The sequence below is a fragment of the Pseudoclavibacter sp. VKM Ac-2888 genome (assembly GCF_015351285.1).
Taxonomy (GTDB): Bacteria; Actinomycetota; Actinomycetes; order Actinomycetales; family Microbacteriaceae; genus Pseudoclavibacter.
Window position 1 is genome coordinate 670,685 of the sequence record NZ_JADKSM010000001.1, and the last position, 14,820, is coordinate 685,504.

The following is a 14,820-nucleotide window of genomic DNA, read 5'->3' on the forward strand; positions in this document are numbered from 1 at the left end:
GGCACCCCCTGTGTTGAGTTATCTGGGGACCTTGGTCACCTCGTAGATGAGGCCCGCGCGAGCGAACCGCTTGGCGTCCTCATCGAGGCTCTTGAGCGAGCCCGTGGTGAGTTCACGCTCGAAGTCGGCTCTCGCGAGCTCGATCGCCTTCACGGCGTAGTTGGTGCGCGTGCTGACCTGCCACTCGAACGCGCCGTAGCCGTTCTGCGGGTCGCCCTCTGGGTCGACCTCATCAGCGAACAGATGACCTCGTGGGGACGTCTGCGCCTGCTTGTCGCGGGCGGCGTGCATGAGATCCAGATCCTCGCGCGAGAACTCCGGTTCGCCGGCTTCGGGCGCCCACCCCCAGAGGATGCGGGGTGAGCGGCCGAGCTCGATGGCGAGGAGGACGTCGCGGAACAGGCGAGGGTCTGCGTCTAGCCTTTTTTGCCGCGGTGTACCCGCCCGAGTAGACGATCTCGTTGATGGTGAACTGGGCGATGACGAGCGCGGACAGGTCGCCGTAGCCGATGTTCGCGAACACGTTCTGCCACACCTCGGGGGTGGGCTGCTCGGTTTCCTCGCCGTCGACCTCGAGTGCGGAGAGCTCGAGCGCAGCCTTCGTCGTGGCGTACGCGTCGACACCGTAGCGGTGGTCCAGGACGGACCAGAGCGACTTGTCCTCGGAGAGCGGGTTGCGTGCCTTGACTGCCTGCCACTGGTGCGGGGGCAGTTCGACAACGCGGATGACGGCAAACTCGTCACGGATGGACTCGAGGAACTCCTCGAGCTCGTGCTTCGCCTCGGTGTACGCCTGCAGAGGGAAGCGGGGGTCGCCGTCGTACCCCTCCTGCGTGCTGAGCGCGTACTCCTCCTGCGCCTTCAGCATCTTGTCGGTGCGGCGCTTCTGCTCGCCGAGGAGCTCTCGGTTGAAGCGGACGTCGATGTCCTGGTATTCGCGGGTCGCGGTGCTGGCCTTGCTGCTGAGCTTGCTCATGAGTCTGATCTCCCATCAGTTCCCATCGGAGTGGTGCTCGGGGCGGGCGGATGGGATACGCCCGCCCCGAGGATCTGGTGCCGCGCTACGCGGTCAGCGCGACCTGGTCCTTGAGGACCGGCTGCTGGTAGCCGTACGTGACGACCTTCGTGCGCACGGAGTTCGTGTGCGGGGACTTGACCTTGCTCTTGACCTCGACGTTGTGGAAGTCCCACTTGTCGGTGGCGCTGATGGCCTGGTTGTGCGGCACGGCGTCGCGGACGGCGATGATGAACTCGGTGTCCTCGATGAGCAGCGGGTCCGCGACTGCCGCGGCGCTGCCGTAGACGATCGTCGACACGAGCGTGTCCGTCGCGAGGCCTCGCTCTTCGCGCTTCTGCGGGAACGTGAGGCGGTCGTCGGGGAGCATCTCGTAGCCGGGTGTGTAGACGAACCCGTCCGGCACGTGGCTGTACGTGATGTCGACGGCGCCGGCGGCGTTCATTTCCGCGATCGTGGCCTTGCCGGTCGGCGAGAGGACAGCGCTGCGCGGGATGGCGAGGATGAGGAGGTTCCCGAGGCCCTTGACGGACTTCTCGGGAGGGGTGAGGGTGATGGCCATGCGGCGCTACCTTTCGGTTTCGGGCCGCACGGGCGGCTCATCTTCGGACTCAGCGGGCGCTTCGTCCTCGGTCTGGGTGGGGGCGGGGAGTTCCTCGCCGAGCGTCGCGGCGCGCGCGAGCTCCTCGACGGTCGGGCCCTCGGTGATGGACTCACGTCGGGTGGACGGCGCGGCGTGCTTGCCCGCGTCGCCCTCGTAGGGCTTGAAGAACTGCGGGAGGTCTTCCAGGTACGAGGCCGGGACCTCGATCGGGCGGCCTTCCGGGCCTTCGGCGAGTGCGATGTCCTGGCTCATGGCTGGGCTCCTAGGTCGGTTCGGACGTGAACTTGTAGAGGACGAGCGCCACCCAGTCGGAGGGCTTCTCGTCGTCGATGGGGTACGTGTCGGTGGCGCCGCGCTCGATGGGCGAGCAGTCGCGGCCTTCCACGGAGAGGGCGACGCCGAACTGCATCGGCGGCGGGCGGAGGCGCTTGTCGACCTCCTCGGCAATGAGCAGCACAGCGTCGAGCGACTGGCCGACGCACTTCACGGCGTAGACGAGCTGCTCGGCGGCGTACGGCCCCGTCTGGCGTGTCTGCTCGTCGTCGGTACTCCCGGGCAGCACGAGCGCGTACGGCGGCTCCTTGCGGGTGCGGCCGACGTCGACCTTGTCGGCGAGGTTGCCGGTGCGGAGGAGGGCGACGAACGCGTCGAGCTCACCGATCATGCGAGGACGCTCGCCAGCGCCTGGTGCCCGGCGATCTCGATGCCGCGCTCGAAGTCAGCCGTGTTCGCCTCGAGCGCGGACGCGCCCTGGCCGAAGGGTGAGTTGTTGCGTGAGCCGTACTCGATGAGGTTGCCGAGCGCGCCCTGCGTGCGGGCCTTGTCGGGGCCGATCTCCCACCGGATGGACTTGGCGAGCTCCACCGTCTCGTAGCCGATGGAGAACGGGTAGGCGCGTGCCGATCCGCCGCCGAGGTCAGCGAGGGCGAGCGACTTCCAGTCGTCCTTCACGTGACGGGCGGTGACGGTGCCGGCGGTCTTGACGTTCTTCTTCAGCTCACCTTCCAGGTTGCCGAAGCTCGCGACGAGGCGCTGCACGTCGGAGTAGTCGAAGGATGGACTCACGCGAGCTTCACCCCCTCGAGGAGGAAGCGCCGCGAGGACGCCGCCGACTTCGCGACCGGACCGATGATGCGGAACGTCTCCCCCACGAGCGCCGCGTTCTGCGACGTCGCGATCTCGACGACCATCCCCGACTCGACGCGCTCTGTGTCCCTCATGGGGAGCTTGAGCGTGTACTGCAGGGTCTGGATGAGGCGGCCAGCGTTGTCCTTGAGCTCCACCTGCGTGGCGGACTCCTTAAGCTCGCACGGCCACGGCTCGGCGTTGATGGGCGTGAGCACGGTGTCGTGCTTGAGCGTCGCCGGGTTCGGTTTCTCGCTCAGCGTCTCGACGTTGATCGTGCACGTGTCGAGGAACGTCGCTTCCGTCACCGCCTGGGCTTGGGCGAGGAGTGATGGTGTCAGCATCAGAGCTCCAACTGCATGGAGTAGACGCCCTGGCTGGTGCCCGCGATCGGGCGCGGCTGGAAACGGGCGAGGTCCTCGTCGGAGATGAAGATCTTCCCGCTCGCCAGGGAGGGGTCGACTTCGGACGAGAACTCGTCCGTGCCGAACCTCCGCAGGCCGCCGGCGTTGCGCACCTTCCGCTCCACCGCGTTCACGAGCGCGTCGCGGACGACGTTCTCGCGAACGTGGCGGGGGTTCTCGGGAGGGAGCGCCTTGCGGGCTTCGAGGTCCGGGACGGCGTCGAGGAGCTTCTCGACGGCCTGGTCGATCCACTGCGGGATCACCCGGACCTCGTCCGCGGTGAGAGGCCGCTCGATGACGCCACGGATCGAGTTGACGTTGATCGGTGCTTGCATGAGCGGCCTCCCCTGCTACGCGGCTGGCGTCGTCGGGGGCGTCTCGGCGGGGGTCTCCGCCTCGACGATCTCCGTCTTGCCCGTGTCGAGGTTGTGCTTGACGCGCACCGTCGACCCGTCCGGGCGGACCGCGTCGTAGTGTTCGATGCGGTGCTCGGACTCCGGCGCCTCCGTGACGGAGGGCTTCTCGACGGGGAGCACAGCGTTCTGCGTCCCCGCGGCGATCGCTTCCTCGCTCGGTGGGAGCGGCGTCACCGACGTCGCGATCTCTGTCGGATCGGTCGTGTCGGCTGGGCCGTCTCCCGGCTCCGTGACGGAGGGCTTCGTGGTGTCGTCGTCGAGGGTCGTGGTCTTGGCGCGAGTTGCCATGTCTAGATCTCCTTGTCTCAGGCCGTGAGCACGCCAGTGAGGCGCGCTGCTGCCTTGCCGCCGAAGACAGCGAGGCCGCAGTAGAACTCGAGGCGGTGGCGGTAGACGGGCTTCTCCTGCAGCTGCCCGAGGTCCTCGACCTCGATGCCGCCGTTGGTGAGGCCCGTGACGCCCTGGTCCCCCTCGTCCTCGCCGAACTTGACGGCGTAGATCGAGCTGGCGGTGGTGGCGGTGCCCTGCGTCTCGTTGCCGAGGATTGCAGCGCCCGCGGCGGTGTTGCCCGGGTCGAGGACGGGGATGCCGTTCCACATGAGCACGCGCTTGCCGGTGATGTCCTCGCGGACCGTCTCGACCCCGCCGAGGCGACGTCCGGCAGAGCGGATCTTGGCGTGGACGGCGCGCTTCGCGTAGATGGCGCCGTTGGTGCCGTCTAGGCCGTTGACCTGCGCGACGAGCCCGTCGAGCAGGTCGAAGAAGTCCTGCGCGTCCGAGGCGCCGTTGCCGACGATGGGCGCACCGTTGGTGCCCGCGGAGAGCACCTGGGAGCCGGTGAGGCGCTTCCGGAGGCCGTCGAAGCCCTTCGGCTCAACGGCGACATCTCCGTTGAAGAACGACTCCTGGAACTTGTAGGAGGCGGCCTTGATCTTCATGCCGAGCTGCACGGCACGCTGGTCGTTGAGGTTTCCGCGGGTCTTGACGATGAAGCGGTCAACGTCGGCGTCGCCACCGAGGATGACCAGGCTCTCAGTGAGCTGGTTCACCGTGCCGGTGGACTCGACGTAGGCCTCGTTCACCGAGCGGAACGCGACGCCGGGGAGGGTCGCTTCCTGGTTGTAGGCGTACGCGTTGCCCTCGATGGGCATGAGGGGCAGTCGGTCGAGGACGGACGATTCCTGCACGAACGTCTCGATGACGCCGCGCTGGAGGTCGTTCTCGCTGAGGACGGCCGCCTGTGGGAGGGTCACAGCCATGGCTGCTGTTCCTTTCGGGAGTGGTTGTGTACCGCCACGGCTGTGACGGAGGGGTTACTTGCTGGCAGCGATAGCAGCCGCAATGCGACTGCGTCCCGGCTGCACGTTGGTTGCACCTCCGCCGGACCCGACGGAGCCGATGCCCGCGGTGCGGGAGTCGGTGACGGTGTCCTTCACGAGGTACGGCTTGGACTTGGCGAGGGCTTCGAGGAGCGCCTTCGCGGCGGCCCCGTCGACCTCGTCGGCGTCGGAGACGGAGAGTCCCGCGATCTGCTCAGCAGTGAGGAAGGCTCCGACGTCGTTCGGGTCGTTGAACCCGAGGACTGCGGCCTGCGTGCGCAGCTCGTTCGAGCGGAGCTTGTTGTGCAGTCGCTCGTTCGCAGCGTCGTTCGCTTCCTTCGTGGCCTGCTCGCGGATCTTGTCGGCGCTCTTGTCCTGGTTGGCCTGGACGAGTGCTTTCAGGTCGTCCGCGCTGAGCCCGAGGGAGGTGAAGGCCTTGAGTTCGCTCTGGGCGGCGTTGCGCTCGCCCTTCATCCGCTCGATGGCCTGCTTGCCGGCGTCGCCGAGACCGTCAGCGCCTTGCGCGCCGTCGCCCCCGCCTACTCCTGCGGCTCCTGCCTGCTGACCGCTGCCGTCTCCGGCGTCGGTCATGTAGCGGATGCCCATGACGTCGAACTTGCTGCGGAACCCGATGACGGGCGTGAAGTGCTTGCGCATTTCGCTTCTCCTTCGTGTGACGCCTTGCGCGTCGGTGAACCCGGCCCGGCCTTGCGCCGGCGGGAAGTCAGATGAGGCCGAGGAGGCGCGCGAGGTCGCGCACCTGGTCGGTTTGGCGGTCGAGGGTGCGGACCATCAGCTCGAGGTCCATGCGCACGCGCTCGCGCTGGTCTGTCGTGAGGCGCACGGCGCCGGTCGACGAGAAAGGGTTACGTCCGGCCTTCACGGCCTCCCAGTTGAGGTAGGCGACGTGCAGCCGTCGCTCGGCGGCGGTCTGCGTTCCCGGGTTCAGTGGGTCGCGCTTGCCGGTGCGGATCGCTTCCCGGTAGGACTGCGTCGCGCCCTTGCGGGTGCCACCGCGGCCCATCGTCCCGGCCATGAGGCCGCCGAACTCGGAGAGACCGTCGTTGCCGCGGATGCTGCCGCCCGGGACCTGACCGGCGGGGAGGATGTAGCCCTCGTCGGTGAGCATCCTGATGGCGTCGTCGCGGGACGTCGCGAGCTTGTTGATGTCGTCGACCGTCATGCGCGTGGGTGTGCCGTAGCGGCGCGCCTGGCGGCTCTTGCCGTCCGAGAGGCCCCGGTTGCGGACGTTCACCACCCGGTAGATGTCGCCGCCGTCACGGATCGCCTGAGCGTCCGCCTTGCCGAAGATCTTGTCCTGCTCGGCCTTCGTGAGGGACTTGAACGCTTCGTAGGGGTCGGTGCGCAGCTCGGCCATGGACTCGCGAGCGGGGATGTGCTCACAGTCGCAGCCACCGTGCCGCTGGAAGCCCTGGTTCCACCTGTACCAGCGGCCCGCGAGGATGATGCAGTCCTTGCAGGACGGCAGGTTCAGCATGCGCACGTACCCGATCTGCGGGGTGCTCGTGACCGTGGTCGTCGACATGCCGGACGCGGCGCCCGTGAGCTCGTTCGCCGTCAGCCGCTCGAGCCACGACCCGGCCTGCGTGAGCGCCGAGGCGACGTCGACGCCGGCCCCAACGAGCTGCTTCGCGCCAACGACCGAGGTTCGGGTGACGCGGTCGAGCTCGATGCCCTCGCTGGTCCATCCGACGAACGCGAACGGGTCAGCGAAGCCGACGGGGTTGCCGAGGTCGAGCTCGTCGCCCATGCCGAGCAGATGCTCCTGCGCGGATATGGACGCGGCGAGCTGGCCCGCCATGATCGCGTCACCGACGTCGAGGCCGATGCGCGACCAGGAGAGGTCGAAGTCGTCCGTCATGCCCCGCCAGAGGCGACGCACGGCCTTGACCGTCTTGACCTTGATCTGCTGCTGCTCCTGGTAGTGGACGATCGCGGACTCGAGCACGACGCCCCCGATCTACACGGCCGGTTCGAGCTCGTCCTCGTCCACCTCGGCGGGAGGTGGTGTGCCGACGCCGCGGAACTCGCGAGCGACGCGCGTGAGGTTCGAGCTCAGCGCTTCCGCGTCCATCTGCTGCATCCACCGCTCGACCTTCTGCGAGGTCGCGCCGGGGATCATCTCGAACGCCGCCTGGTGCGGGAAGTCGACCGCGATGAGCTTCGTGAGCGCGTCGACGATCTGCGAGAACGAACGCGCTTCCGTGTCGGCCCACTGGCACTCCGCGGAGGGGTCCCACTCGTGGTCCTCGCCGCGTGCCTTCCACGCGAGCTTCGCGACCTGCTCGTTGCCTTCTCCGGCGGAGAGCTTGATCTCCTCGAGCAGCGACGCGAACGTCGATTCCGCCCCCGCGAGGGCGTCCCCGGAGAGGTTCGCCATGCGAGAGAGCAGGTACTGCGGCGGGATCTGGCCGGTGGCGAAGAAGTTGACGAGGAAGTTCTCGTGCACCTTGATGTAGTTGCCGAGGTCCGACTCCGGCAGGTCCCACACCCTCGTTCCTTCACCAGGGAAGGCGAGGATACGGTCGACGCCTGCCTTGCCGGGGCTGTGGATGATCGGGATGGGCTGCCCGTTGGCGTCGAGCAGCGGCTGACCGTCCGTGTTCGTCCGGTAGACGATGTTTCCCTCGGCGTCGAGCACGCGCGGGTCGAAGCCCGACACGGCGCGCTGACGGAACGCGGAGAACTGCATGGCGAGGAGCGTGTTGAACCGCACCGTGTTCAGCGCGTCCTGCTGCGGGATCATGTGGTCGAGGCCCGACCACGGCTCGCCGTTGTCCTTGACCTTGTAGTCGTAGAGCGCGAACGGCACTTCCCCCATGGGGTGCGTGCTCTCGAAGACCTTCTCCCAGCCGCCGCCGAACGCCGACGAGACGCCGCCCCGCTCGAAACGGATCATCTTCTGGTCGTCGTAGACGATGCCGATCGTCTTCGTGCGGCTCATGCCGTTGGGGAGGATGAACGCGTTGGCCTGACCCGTCGCGAGGTCGTCCACCTGGTAGACCTTCGCCGCCCACAGCGGGGTGAGCGGGTCGTCGGGGTCCATCTCGATGTGCACGAGCTCGAAGGACTCGTAGCGGACGATGGGCTGCTTCGGGTTCTTCTTGTTCGGCCACACCGACGCGATGCCTCGGCCGTGCCGCATCAGGGACGCGTAGACGTGCGACTGGCGCACGTCCCACTTGTTCGCCTGGAACACGTCCCGCCAGATCGTCTTGTCGATCTCGCCAATCTCGCCGGCTTTCGGCTTCTTGTCCTTGGTGTCGAGCCCCGCGCGGATGCCGTCCATGCGGAGGCGCTGCACGGGGGCGCTCGACCAGAGGTCCAGCCAGTTCGCGATCGACATGTCGCGCAGCTGCTCGTACTCCTTGTTGACGCCGTTCGGCGCGAACGGCAGCTCCTGAATGCCGCGCACGTACCGCTCGCGCTTCTGCACCGTGGGGCGCCGGAAGTTGATCTTCTGCTCCGCGTAGTGAAGGCGCTGCTGCGCAAGGGTGGCGTCCACTGCGCCTCCTCTCAGTTGAAGCCGAACGCCACCGTGGAGACCTTCGAGGACTGCGCCTTGCCCAGGCCGGCCGCGATCGAATCGCAGGCGGCCGCGTGGGCGAGGACTCCAGACATCAGGAGGTCGATCTTCTGGTGGTCCTCGGGCTTGCCGATGATGAATGTCTCGCCCGCTCGGGCGCGCACGACCGCGTTGGACACGTTCGTGCGCATCTCCGAGCAGCCGTCGTGAGTGAAGGCCGAGTCGACCTCGAGGACGTCGTCGCGGAAGCGCACCAGCTCGGCGTGCATCCGCTTGATGCCGTTCGTCGGCCACTCGATGACGCGCTTCTCGCCGTACTTCTGCGCCCACGCGGCGATGTCGGTCTGCCACAGGTAGGGGTCGAAGTAGCCGCGGGTCACGTCGTACGTGCGGAAGATGTGCTCGACCGCGGCGCGGACCTCCTCGCGAGGGATGCGCCCGCCCCACTCCTCCGGCTTCCACAGCGCGAGACGCGTGACGTCACCGGCCGTGTACGTGGGAGTGAACTGGTGCTGGCCCAGCGTCTCGAGGCGGATGCCCGTCCAGTCGTTCGCGTCCGAGCCGTCGAAGCCGAGCGCGACCTTGGTGCGCGGCCGCACCTCGACGGGTGAGCGCTTGCCGTCCCACGGCTGCATGTCGGGGAAGAACTTGCCCTTGCCTCGGACCATGCGGTTCCCGAAGAACCGCTCGGCCTGGCCGGGATCGCGTTTCGCGAGCGCCGCCGAGAGCGCTTCGATGCCGTCGACGCTCACCCAGGGCGAGTCGCGGTACACGTAGCGGAAGATCTCGATGCGGTCCTCGGGGATGGAGAAGTCGAGGTCGCGCGGCGGCTCGTCCCAGTAGATGAAGACGTCCTCGCTGGCTTCCTCGATGAGCTTCTGCGCCGCCGAGTTCTCGGACGGGTCAGGGGCGTTCGTCGTGGCGAGGGTCCGCCCGTTCATGCCCGTCGCGTTGCGGTCCTGCGTGTCCGCGACGTTCTGCATGCCGTTCGACTCAAGCCACAGGCCGAACTCGTCCTGCAGCGCGAAGTGGATCGGCTGGCCGAGCTTCGAGGAGGCCTTCGACGTGACAGCGTCGATGCGGTCGCGCTTGCCACCCAGCGAGGAGCCCTGGATGCGCACGAAGTCGTCGCGCACCAGAAGCAGTCTCGAGAGCGGCTCGGCGGCGATCATCTCCGTCAGCGGGCCGTAGACGTTGTCGACCTGGTCGACGGTCAGCGCCGTCAGGTGGATCAGCGGGGACGGGTGTCGGCCACCCATGGGCTCACCGACCTCGTACGCGTACTCCCAGCCGCAGGGGCAACCCCAGTCGGCGCAGCGGTACGCGTCGCCCTTCTTCGCCCAGCCGATGAACTGCGTCGGGCCGACCGCTTCGGCGGACGTGAGGCCGGCGGACCAGGGGCCCTTGCCGGACTTCTGCGGGCCGATGATGAGGCTCTTGCGGTAGACGAACGCCTGCGCGCCGAGCGGGCGCCCGTCGACCGACTGCGCGCCCTCGCGGATGCGGTAGTGGTTCGCGGTGCACCAATATTGCCAGCGCGTTTGCCCGAAAGGCTCGCCGCGCTGCCACCCATCCGGGATCGAAACGTGCTGAAAGAGCCACGAATCGAGGAGGTGTCCCAGCGTGGGGAACGGGATGACGAGATCGTTCAAGACGCCACCACCCCGAAGTTCCTCCGGCGCTCACCGCCTGCCGACTCGACGCGCTTCTCTTCGCGCTTGACCGCGGTTTCGTCGACGCCGAGAACCCACCCGTTGAGGCGGAGCCCGTGCGGCGTCATGCCCAGCTGCTCGGCGAGCTTCAACGCGTTCTGCGCGACCGTGCCGGACGAGTCACCGGCCTCCATCCGCACCAACATGCGGCAGTAGTTGCCGACGAACATCAGCCGCCAGGACTCCTTCGACCACTGCGCGGCCTGCGGAGTGCGCCACAACCAGCGCCACATCTCGGCCTCGCGGTCGGTCTTCGTTGGGAGCGGGAAGCGCGGGATCTTGCCCTTGAACCCACCCGAGGGGAGGGTGATGAGCTGCGTCCCGCGCTTCTCCGACTTCGCCGAAGTGGGGTCCTGCGGGGGGCCTGAGTTCGATCTAGCACCACCAGCTGGCATGCCCTCACCCGCCCTTCATCGACCCTTTGAACCCTCTGGACGGTTTTTTCCTCTCCCCGGCGGTCCTGAAGCCGGGGTCGGAAAGGGGGTCTCCCCCACCCCCTGAGCGCCTCTGTGACGGGTCAGGATGGTCGAGTCGAGGGTGAGTGTCGTCTGGGTGTGTCCTGGCTCACCTGTGGGCCTTGTGGCCTGCCTCTGCTCGGTTGCAGTGCCTGTGCTCTGGCCCGGTGTGCTGTCTGCGGTCGTCGGTGTGGCCGAGGTCCCAGTCGTCGTGCTTGGTCACTGGGTGCTGGCACTTGGCACAGGGGAACGTCTCGCCGGCTTCGAGCCTCGCTTGGTAGTGGGCTCGGCGCTTGGTGTGTGCGTGGTCGTAACCGCGTTGGCTTGGCCTGCCTCGTTGCTGCTCGTGCTCTCGTGCGTGGGTGGGGCACCACCGTGTCTGGGTGAGCTCGGGGCAGGGGAAGTGAGAGCAGACGCGCCAGGGCATAGCCTCTCCTCATCTGACCAGCGAGACGAATGAGGCGACCGTGGACCTGACCTGCATCTATTGCCAGAGCACCGAGCGACCGAGGATGCTGAGCTTCGAGCAGCGCGAGGACACGCATCACGGACATCAGCAGGGAGTGTCGAGGGTGAAGCGCTTCGCCCCTGAGCTAACGGTCCAATGCCTCTCATGCCGGAAGCCGTACACCGTGTACCCGCCTGCGGGTTGGGAGCCGACCGCTGAGGACCTGGTGCTCTGACCTACAGCCCGAGCCGCTCGTTGAGCTCAGCTGCCTGCTCTTCGGTGAGCACGACGGTGACGGTGAAGCTGAGGCGGGCGCCGATCATGTTCGTGTAGCTGAGCCCGTTGAGGGCCTGCTCATCGCTGATGCCGGTGACCTCGCGGGCGAAGTCGCCGAGGGTCTTGGCGTTGTCGGCGCTGGCGGTGGTCTGGATGCTGGCGGTCACGGTGTGCTCCTTCGGTGGGGGTGGTGTGTTGCGGGCGCGCAGGTGCACCTCGGCTCGAGTACGGGGCTGCCGATTGTGGGTGTCCTTCGCCGTGTGGGCGGCGTTGACGCGCCCGCAAGTGTGGGGTGAGGTGGGGCCGCTGACTCCCCCGAGCCAGCGGCCCTCGCCCTCTGCTCGTCTGCGACACGACGCTGAGCTTGCGTCCCGCGGCCGTCCCGTCCTGCCCGGTCTCACGCGGGGGCGGGTGCACTGTCCGGATACGACGAAACCCCGGTGCGCGATGCGCTGCCGGGGCTTCTGAAACTGTGTCGATCTTTACCTAACAGGGTGAAGACATACCCGTGTCAAGTCGATCGGAAGAATTTCTTTGGATCTCGCGGAGCTTCCACTTCGTCATGGGGTTCGCGAGGGTCTTCGTCCTCCGCCAGAGAAGCAGGTGCTCCTCCTCGACCTCCATGCGGCGACCAACGAAGCGCACCTGCATGCCGTCGCGGCGCCACGTCCGCAACGAACGAACCGACCTATTCACGCGGCGTGCTGCTGCACGCGTCGTGAGATAGGTCGGCTCGGAACTCATGGGATCGATTATCCCAGATGGGGCCGCAATTGGCCCTCTATGAAGTGAGCGCGGCAAGGACCGTACCCAGAACGGCTGCCGCCACCATGAGCGCGGGGTACGCGTAGGGAACCCGAACGAAGAACGACAATCGTGAGCCCTTGTCCGCGTCGGATACCGCAATGTTCTTGAGGGAATTGATGACATGCACGTTCGGTTCCTCAGAAGTCAGAACGGAGATCCGCGCCTCGGACCCCTTCTTGATGAGTTGAGGTGCGAGTTCAAGTGCATAACCAGACCCATGACTCGCTCCTCCGCCCTTGATCGCGAACCCCCCTCGACTTGCTGAGTCCAACCAGATCACGGTGATCTGCGCAATTCCGAACATGAATGCGACAGGCTTGCCCGCGTCGAAGTCGAGAGTCTCGATGTCGACCCGGCTGCGGGACCATATGCGCAACTCGACTAGATGTGGATCCGGCAAGGTCAACCCCGAGAACGAAACCTCAAGCCCCGGAATGTTGCCATTCTGGACGACGAGCGACTTCACGGATAGTTCGTACCGCAATTCCTTCTTCGGGTTGCTCTTGAAGTAGCCAGCGATGAGAAAAACCAAACTCACGACAGTGGCTACTGCACCGACCCCACCAATCCAGGCGAGTATCGTGATGAAGTGCGGCTCTGACATCTTCTCAAGAAGGTTCACGGGAGAACTCTAGACTGACGAGACACCCCTTGGGCCATGTCCACCACTCAAACTCCTTCGATGAGGTTGATGATGTCGGGGGTGAGCTTGCGGAGTCCGAGCCCGCCCTTGAACGGGATCGGTTCGGTGAGAGGGCGCGGGTTCGCGAGCACGAGGTGGACAGGAAGTTGGTCGGCGAGACCGCTGGCGTGCTCAAACCCCGTCTCAGCCCATGGCGTCTCACAGCAGCCAAGATGCCAGCGGTTGTCTCGGTCCCAATAGCCAATCGCGCCGTGCACGTCGACGAGATCCACGACACCAACGATCGCGCCGCCCAGCACTGGCTCACCGCCTAGCCACGCGCCGATCAGACCGTCGATGTCGTGATCCAGGAGGAGTCGTTCCTGAGCGTCCGTCAGCGCTGCGGTCTTGCCGAGCGCCGCGTGGATGGCGATGGGCCCGCGGTAGTCGCCGGCGAGCTTCCGCGACCGGTTCTCGACGTCCTTCCCGCCGTGGAGGATCGCCCACGCCCAGGGCTGACGGACCGTGAGGACGCGCATCAGAGTTCCTCCTTCGTGAGGCGGCGGGCGAGGACGAGCGCCGACGATCGGACGCCGCGGCCCTGGTCAGCGTCGTGCTCGGCTTGGCTCAGCTCGGCGAGAGCGAACGTGCGCACGGCGACGAGCACGGGGTTCGTGGGGTGTGCACACTCGAGAACTTCGCGGGCGGCCTGCACGAGCTGCAGGTCGGTTGTCTGGGGTATGGTGTGTCCTTTCGTTGGTGCGGTCAGGCCGCGAGGGTGAGTGATTCGGCGACAGCAGCGAACAGGTCGCGCGCTGCTGGCGGGGTGACGGCGTTGCCGGACTGCTTGACCTGCTCGCGCTTGTTGCCGAGCAGCTGGTAGTCGGCGGTGAACGCCATGCCGCGCTTGATCTCGTCGGGCTCGAGCATCCGGAACTCGCAGTCGTCGACGTCGAGCGACGGGACCTATGCGCGAATCAGCGACTGATGGCCCGCGGTGGTGAGTGTGCGCAGTGGCTCGACGACGGGGGTCGTCATCTCGGCACCACCCGAGTTGTTGCGCATGACGAGGCCGTGGTGGTTGCCGTCCGCGTTCACCGTGTCGATGGGTGACGTTGCGTGCTTGGCGACGCCATGGTTGCGGAGTGGCACGAGCAGCCCGGTCTCCTTCCTCGTGGTCTGCGTGCGGAGCGCATCGGCGGCGCTCGCCGCTTCCTGGCCGGCTCGCCCAGTGACCGGGATCAGGAGCGAGGCGTGTGGGCCACCGGCGACGAGCAACGGCCGGGTGCCACTCGTGGTGCTCGAGCGGGTCACGCCGGGCAGACCCTCTTTCGCTCGATGCGAGGAGCAAGGGGAGCCGAACACAGATCTAAGGGTCAGCGGCAGTGAATCTGCAACCAATCGCTGCATGATCGGTGCATGCCTGGACTCCCCGACGACCCACTACTGACGACCGAACAGGCCGCCGAGATGCTCGCGATTCGCCCCGACCTGCTGCGCGAGTGGAAGTACCTCGATCTGCGTGACGGCGGCGATCGCGGCCCGCAAGCGATCAAGCTGGGACGGCTTGTCCGCTACCGACTCAGTGAGCTAGAGGCGTGGATCGGTAGGCACAACCCGTGAGCGACCCCAACTTCCTGACGCCGCAGCAGCTGTGTGATCGCATTCCGGGGCTGACCGTCGCCGCGCTGGCCAAGCAACGATCGCGCGGCGGCGGTCCCCCGTTCCGGAAGGCGAACGCTCGTGTCGTGCTCTACGAGTGGCGCGAGTACCTCGACTGGCTCGACACCACAAAGGCCACCCGCACCGACCGCTACGGCGAAAGTTGAGCCCGTGTGTCCGCGCGGTGTCCGCAGCAGTCCCGTTTCGGCACTCTCACAGCCCATCTCTGCCTACACCTACTCACCCGGAATGGCGGGGCAGACAAGCAGAGCCCATCACATCCGTCACCCCTCTAGGCCTTCGAGCTCTACTACGGCGTCTAACTCGTCGCGGTAGCTCCACGCCCGGCCCGTCTCGCAAGCTGCGAGGCGGGCCGGGCGTTTTGCGCGTGGCGATGTGCACGCCGGC

Annotated in this window: 22 protein-coding genes; 2 read left to right on the plus strand and 20 right to left on the minus strand. The window is 66.9% G+C overall.

What is annotated here, in order from left to right; translation table 11 throughout:
• Window positions 1–18: 18 nt before the first annotated feature.
• The 20 genes from ITJ61_RS03160 to ITJ61_RS19685 all read right to left on the minus strand — a co-directional run bounded on the left by ITJ61_RS03160 (window position 19) and on the right by ITJ61_RS19685 (window position 14,064).
• Window positions 19–291 carry a hypothetical protein gene (locus ITJ61_RS03160; RefSeq protein ID WP_194685407.1) on the minus strand — a complete coding sequence of 91 codons (273 nt, stop codon included), beginning with the start codon at window positions 289–291 and terminating at the stop codon, window positions 19–21.
• Window positions 233–976 (minus strand): hypothetical protein, encoded by a 744-nt coding sequence (locus tag ITJ61_RS03165; RefSeq protein WP_194685408.1) that lies wholly within the window; start codon window positions 974–976, stop codon window positions 233–235. Before ITJ61_RS03165 ends, ITJ61_RS03160 begins: the two co-directional genes overlap by 59 nt.
• Before the next feature lie 85 nt (window positions 977–1,061).
• Window positions 1,062–1,577: a hypothetical protein gene (locus ITJ61_RS03170; protein WP_194685409.1), complete on the minus strand. Its 516-nt coding sequence runs from the start codon at window positions 1,575–1,577 to the stop codon at window positions 1,062–1,064.
• 6 nt (window positions 1,578–1,583) lie between these two features.
• The gene (locus ITJ61_RS03175) at window positions 1,584–1,871 is read right to left on the minus strand and encodes a hypothetical protein (protein WP_104341280.1); all 288 of its coding nucleotides are present in this window, start codon (window positions 1,869–1,871) and stop codon (window positions 1,584–1,586) included.
• 10 nt (window positions 1,872–1,881) lie between these two features.
• Window positions 1,882–2,283, minus strand: coding sequence for a hypothetical protein (locus tag ITJ61_RS03180; RefSeq protein ID WP_194685410.1), 402 nt, complete (start codon window positions 2,281–2,283; stop codon window positions 1,882–1,884).
• Window positions 2,280–2,684 (minus strand): hypothetical protein, encoded by a 405-nt coding sequence (locus ITJ61_RS03185; protein WP_104341282.1) that lies wholly within the window; start codon window positions 2,682–2,684, stop codon window positions 2,280–2,282. Before ITJ61_RS03185 ends, ITJ61_RS03180 begins: the two co-directional genes overlap by 4 nt.
• Entirely contained in the window at window positions 2,681–3,088 is a 408-nt protein-coding gene (locus tag ITJ61_RS03190) for a DUF6093 family protein (RefSeq protein WP_194685411.1), read from the minus strand. The genes ITJ61_RS03185 and ITJ61_RS03190 overlap by 4 nt, the downstream gene beginning before the upstream one ends.
• A complete protein-coding gene (locus tag ITJ61_RS03195) occupies window positions 3,088–3,483 on the minus strand; it encodes a hypothetical protein (protein WP_194685412.1) in 396 nt (131 codons plus the stop codon). Before ITJ61_RS03195 ends, ITJ61_RS03190 begins: the two co-directional genes overlap by 1 nt.
• A 15-nt stretch (window positions 3,484–3,498) precedes the next feature.
• Window positions 3,499–3,852, minus strand: a complete 354-nt coding sequence (locus ITJ61_RS03200) for a hypothetical protein (protein ID WP_194685413.1) — start codon at window positions 3,850–3,852, stop codon at window positions 3,499–3,501.
• A gap of 17 nt (window positions 3,853–3,869) precedes the next feature.
• Window positions 3,870–4,823 carry a major capsid protein gene (locus ITJ61_RS03205; protein ID WP_194685414.1) on the minus strand — a complete coding sequence of 318 codons (954 nt, stop codon included), beginning with the start codon at window positions 4,821–4,823 and terminating at the stop codon, window positions 3,870–3,872.
• Between the two features lie 54 nt (window positions 4,824–4,877).
• Window positions 4,878–5,540 (minus strand): hypothetical protein, encoded by a 663-nt coding sequence (locus tag ITJ61_RS03210; RefSeq protein ID WP_194685415.1) that lies wholly within the window; start codon window positions 5,538–5,540, stop codon window positions 4,878–4,880.
• Between the two features lie 67 nt (window positions 5,541–5,607).
• Complete coding sequence (locus ITJ61_RS03215; RefSeq protein WP_194685416.1) at window positions 5,608–6,852, minus strand: hypothetical protein; 1,245 nt, start codon at window positions 6,850–6,852, stop codon at window positions 5,608–5,610.
• A 12-nt stretch (window positions 6,853–6,864) separates the two neighbouring features.
• Entirely contained in the window at window positions 6,865–8,409 is a 1,545-nt protein-coding gene (locus ITJ61_RS03220; protein WP_194685417.1) for a phage portal protein, read from the minus strand.
• An 11-nt stretch (window positions 8,410–8,420) separates the two neighbouring features.
• On the minus strand, window positions 8,421–10,082 hold the full coding sequence (locus tag ITJ61_RS03225) for a hypothetical protein (protein WP_194685418.1): 1,662 nt from the start codon (window positions 10,080–10,082) through the stop codon (window positions 8,421–8,423).
• Window positions 10,079–10,537 carry a hypothetical protein gene (locus ITJ61_RS03230; protein ID WP_104341290.1) on the minus strand — a complete coding sequence of 153 codons (459 nt, stop codon included), beginning with the start codon at window positions 10,535–10,537 and terminating at the stop codon, window positions 10,079–10,081. Before ITJ61_RS03230 ends, ITJ61_RS03225 begins: the two co-directional genes overlap by 4 nt.
• 744 nt (window positions 10,538–11,281) lie before the next feature.
• A complete protein-coding gene (locus ITJ61_RS03235; RefSeq protein ID WP_194685419.1) occupies window positions 11,282–11,488 on the minus strand; it encodes a hypothetical protein in 207 nt (68 codons plus the stop codon).
• Between the two features lie 614 nt (window positions 11,489–12,102).
• On the minus strand, window positions 12,103–12,750 hold the full coding sequence (locus ITJ61_RS03240; protein ID WP_194685420.1) for a hypothetical protein: 648 nt from the start codon (window positions 12,748–12,750) through the stop codon (window positions 12,103–12,105).
• A 47-nt stretch (window positions 12,751–12,797) separates the two neighbouring features.
• Window positions 12,798–13,289 carry a hypothetical protein gene (locus tag ITJ61_RS03245; protein WP_194685421.1) on the minus strand — a complete coding sequence of 164 codons (492 nt, stop codon included), beginning with the start codon at window positions 13,287–13,289 and terminating at the stop codon, window positions 12,798–12,800.
• A 226-nt stretch (window positions 13,290–13,515) separates the two neighbouring features.
• Window positions 13,516–13,680 (minus strand): DNA cytosine methyltransferase, encoded by a 165-nt coding sequence (locus ITJ61_RS19680; protein WP_228496590.1) that lies wholly within the window; start codon window positions 13,678–13,680, stop codon window positions 13,516–13,518.
• A 36-nt stretch (window positions 13,681–13,716) separates the two neighbouring features.
• Window positions 13,717–14,064 carry a hypothetical protein gene (locus tag ITJ61_RS19685; RefSeq protein WP_228496592.1) on the minus strand — a complete coding sequence of 116 codons (348 nt, stop codon included), beginning with the start codon at window positions 14,062–14,064 and terminating at the stop codon, window positions 13,717–13,719.
• Between the two features lie 105 nt (window positions 14,065–14,169).
• Here ITJ61_RS19685 and ITJ61_RS03255 point away from each other — a divergent pair, with 105 nt between their 5' ends.
• The gene (locus ITJ61_RS03255; protein WP_194685422.1) at window positions 14,170–14,373 is read left to right on the plus strand and encodes a helix-turn-helix transcriptional regulator; all 204 of its coding nucleotides are present in this window, start codon (window positions 14,170–14,172) and stop codon (window positions 14,371–14,373) included.
• Entirely contained in the window at window positions 14,370–14,579 is a 210-nt protein-coding gene (locus ITJ61_RS03260; protein ID WP_194685423.1) for a hypothetical protein, read from the plus strand. Before ITJ61_RS03255 ends, ITJ61_RS03260 begins: the two co-directional genes overlap by 4 nt.
• Window positions 14,580–14,820: the final 241 nt, after the last annotated feature.

Coding starts and splice junctions, on each gene's coding strand:
- ITJ61_RS03160 (WP_194685407.1), bottom strand. CDS start 291: ATGCACGCCGCCCGCGACAAGCAGGCGCAGACGTCCCCACGAGGTCAT.
- ITJ61_RS03165 (WP_194685408.1), bottom strand. CDS start 976: ATGAGCAAGCTCAGCAGCAAGGCCAGCACCGCGACCCGCGAATACCAG.
- ITJ61_RS03170 (WP_194685409.1), bottom strand. CDS start 1,577: ATGGCCATCACCCTCACCCCTCCCGAGAAGTCCGTCAAGGGCCTCGGG.
- ITJ61_RS03175 (WP_104341280.1), bottom strand. CDS start 1,871: ATGAGCCAGGACATCGCACTCGCCGAAGGCCCGGAAGGCCGCCCGATC.
- ITJ61_RS03180 (WP_194685410.1), bottom strand. CDS start 2,283: ATGATCGGTGAGCTCGACGCGTTCGTCGCCCTCCTCCGCACCGGCAAC.
- ITJ61_RS03190 (WP_194685411.1), bottom strand. CDS start 3,088: ATGCTGACACCATCACTCCTCGCCCAAGCCCAGGCGGTGACGGAAGCG.
- ITJ61_RS03195 (WP_194685412.1), bottom strand. CDS start 3,483: ATGCAAGCACCGATCAACGTCAACTCGATCCGTGGCGTCATCGAGCGG.
- ITJ61_RS03200 (WP_194685413.1), bottom strand. CDS start 3,852: ATGGCAACTCGCGCCAAGACCACGACCCTCGACGACGACACCACGAAG.
- ITJ61_RS03205 (WP_194685414.1), bottom strand. CDS start 4,823: ATGGCTGTGACCCTCCCACAGGCGGCCGTCCTCAGCGAGAACGACCTC.
- ITJ61_RS03210 (WP_194685415.1), bottom strand. CDS start 5,540: ATGCGCAAGCACTTCACGCCCGTCATCGGGTTCCGCAGCAAGTTCGAC.
- ITJ61_RS03230 (WP_104341290.1), bottom strand. CDS start 10,537: ATGCCAGCTGGTGGTGCTAGATCGAACTCAGGCCCCCCGCAGGACCCC.
- ITJ61_RS03245 (WP_194685421.1), bottom strand. CDS start 13,289: ATGCGCGTCCTCACGGTCCGTCAGCCCTGGGCGTGGGCGATCCTCCAC.
- ITJ61_RS19680 (WP_228496590.1), bottom strand. CDS start 13,680: ATGCTCGAGCCCGACGAGATCAAGCGCGGCATGGCGTTCACCGCCGAC.
- ITJ61_RS03255 (WP_194685422.1), top strand. CDS start 14,170: ATGCCTGGACTCCCCGACGACCCACTACTGACGACCGAACAGGCCGCC.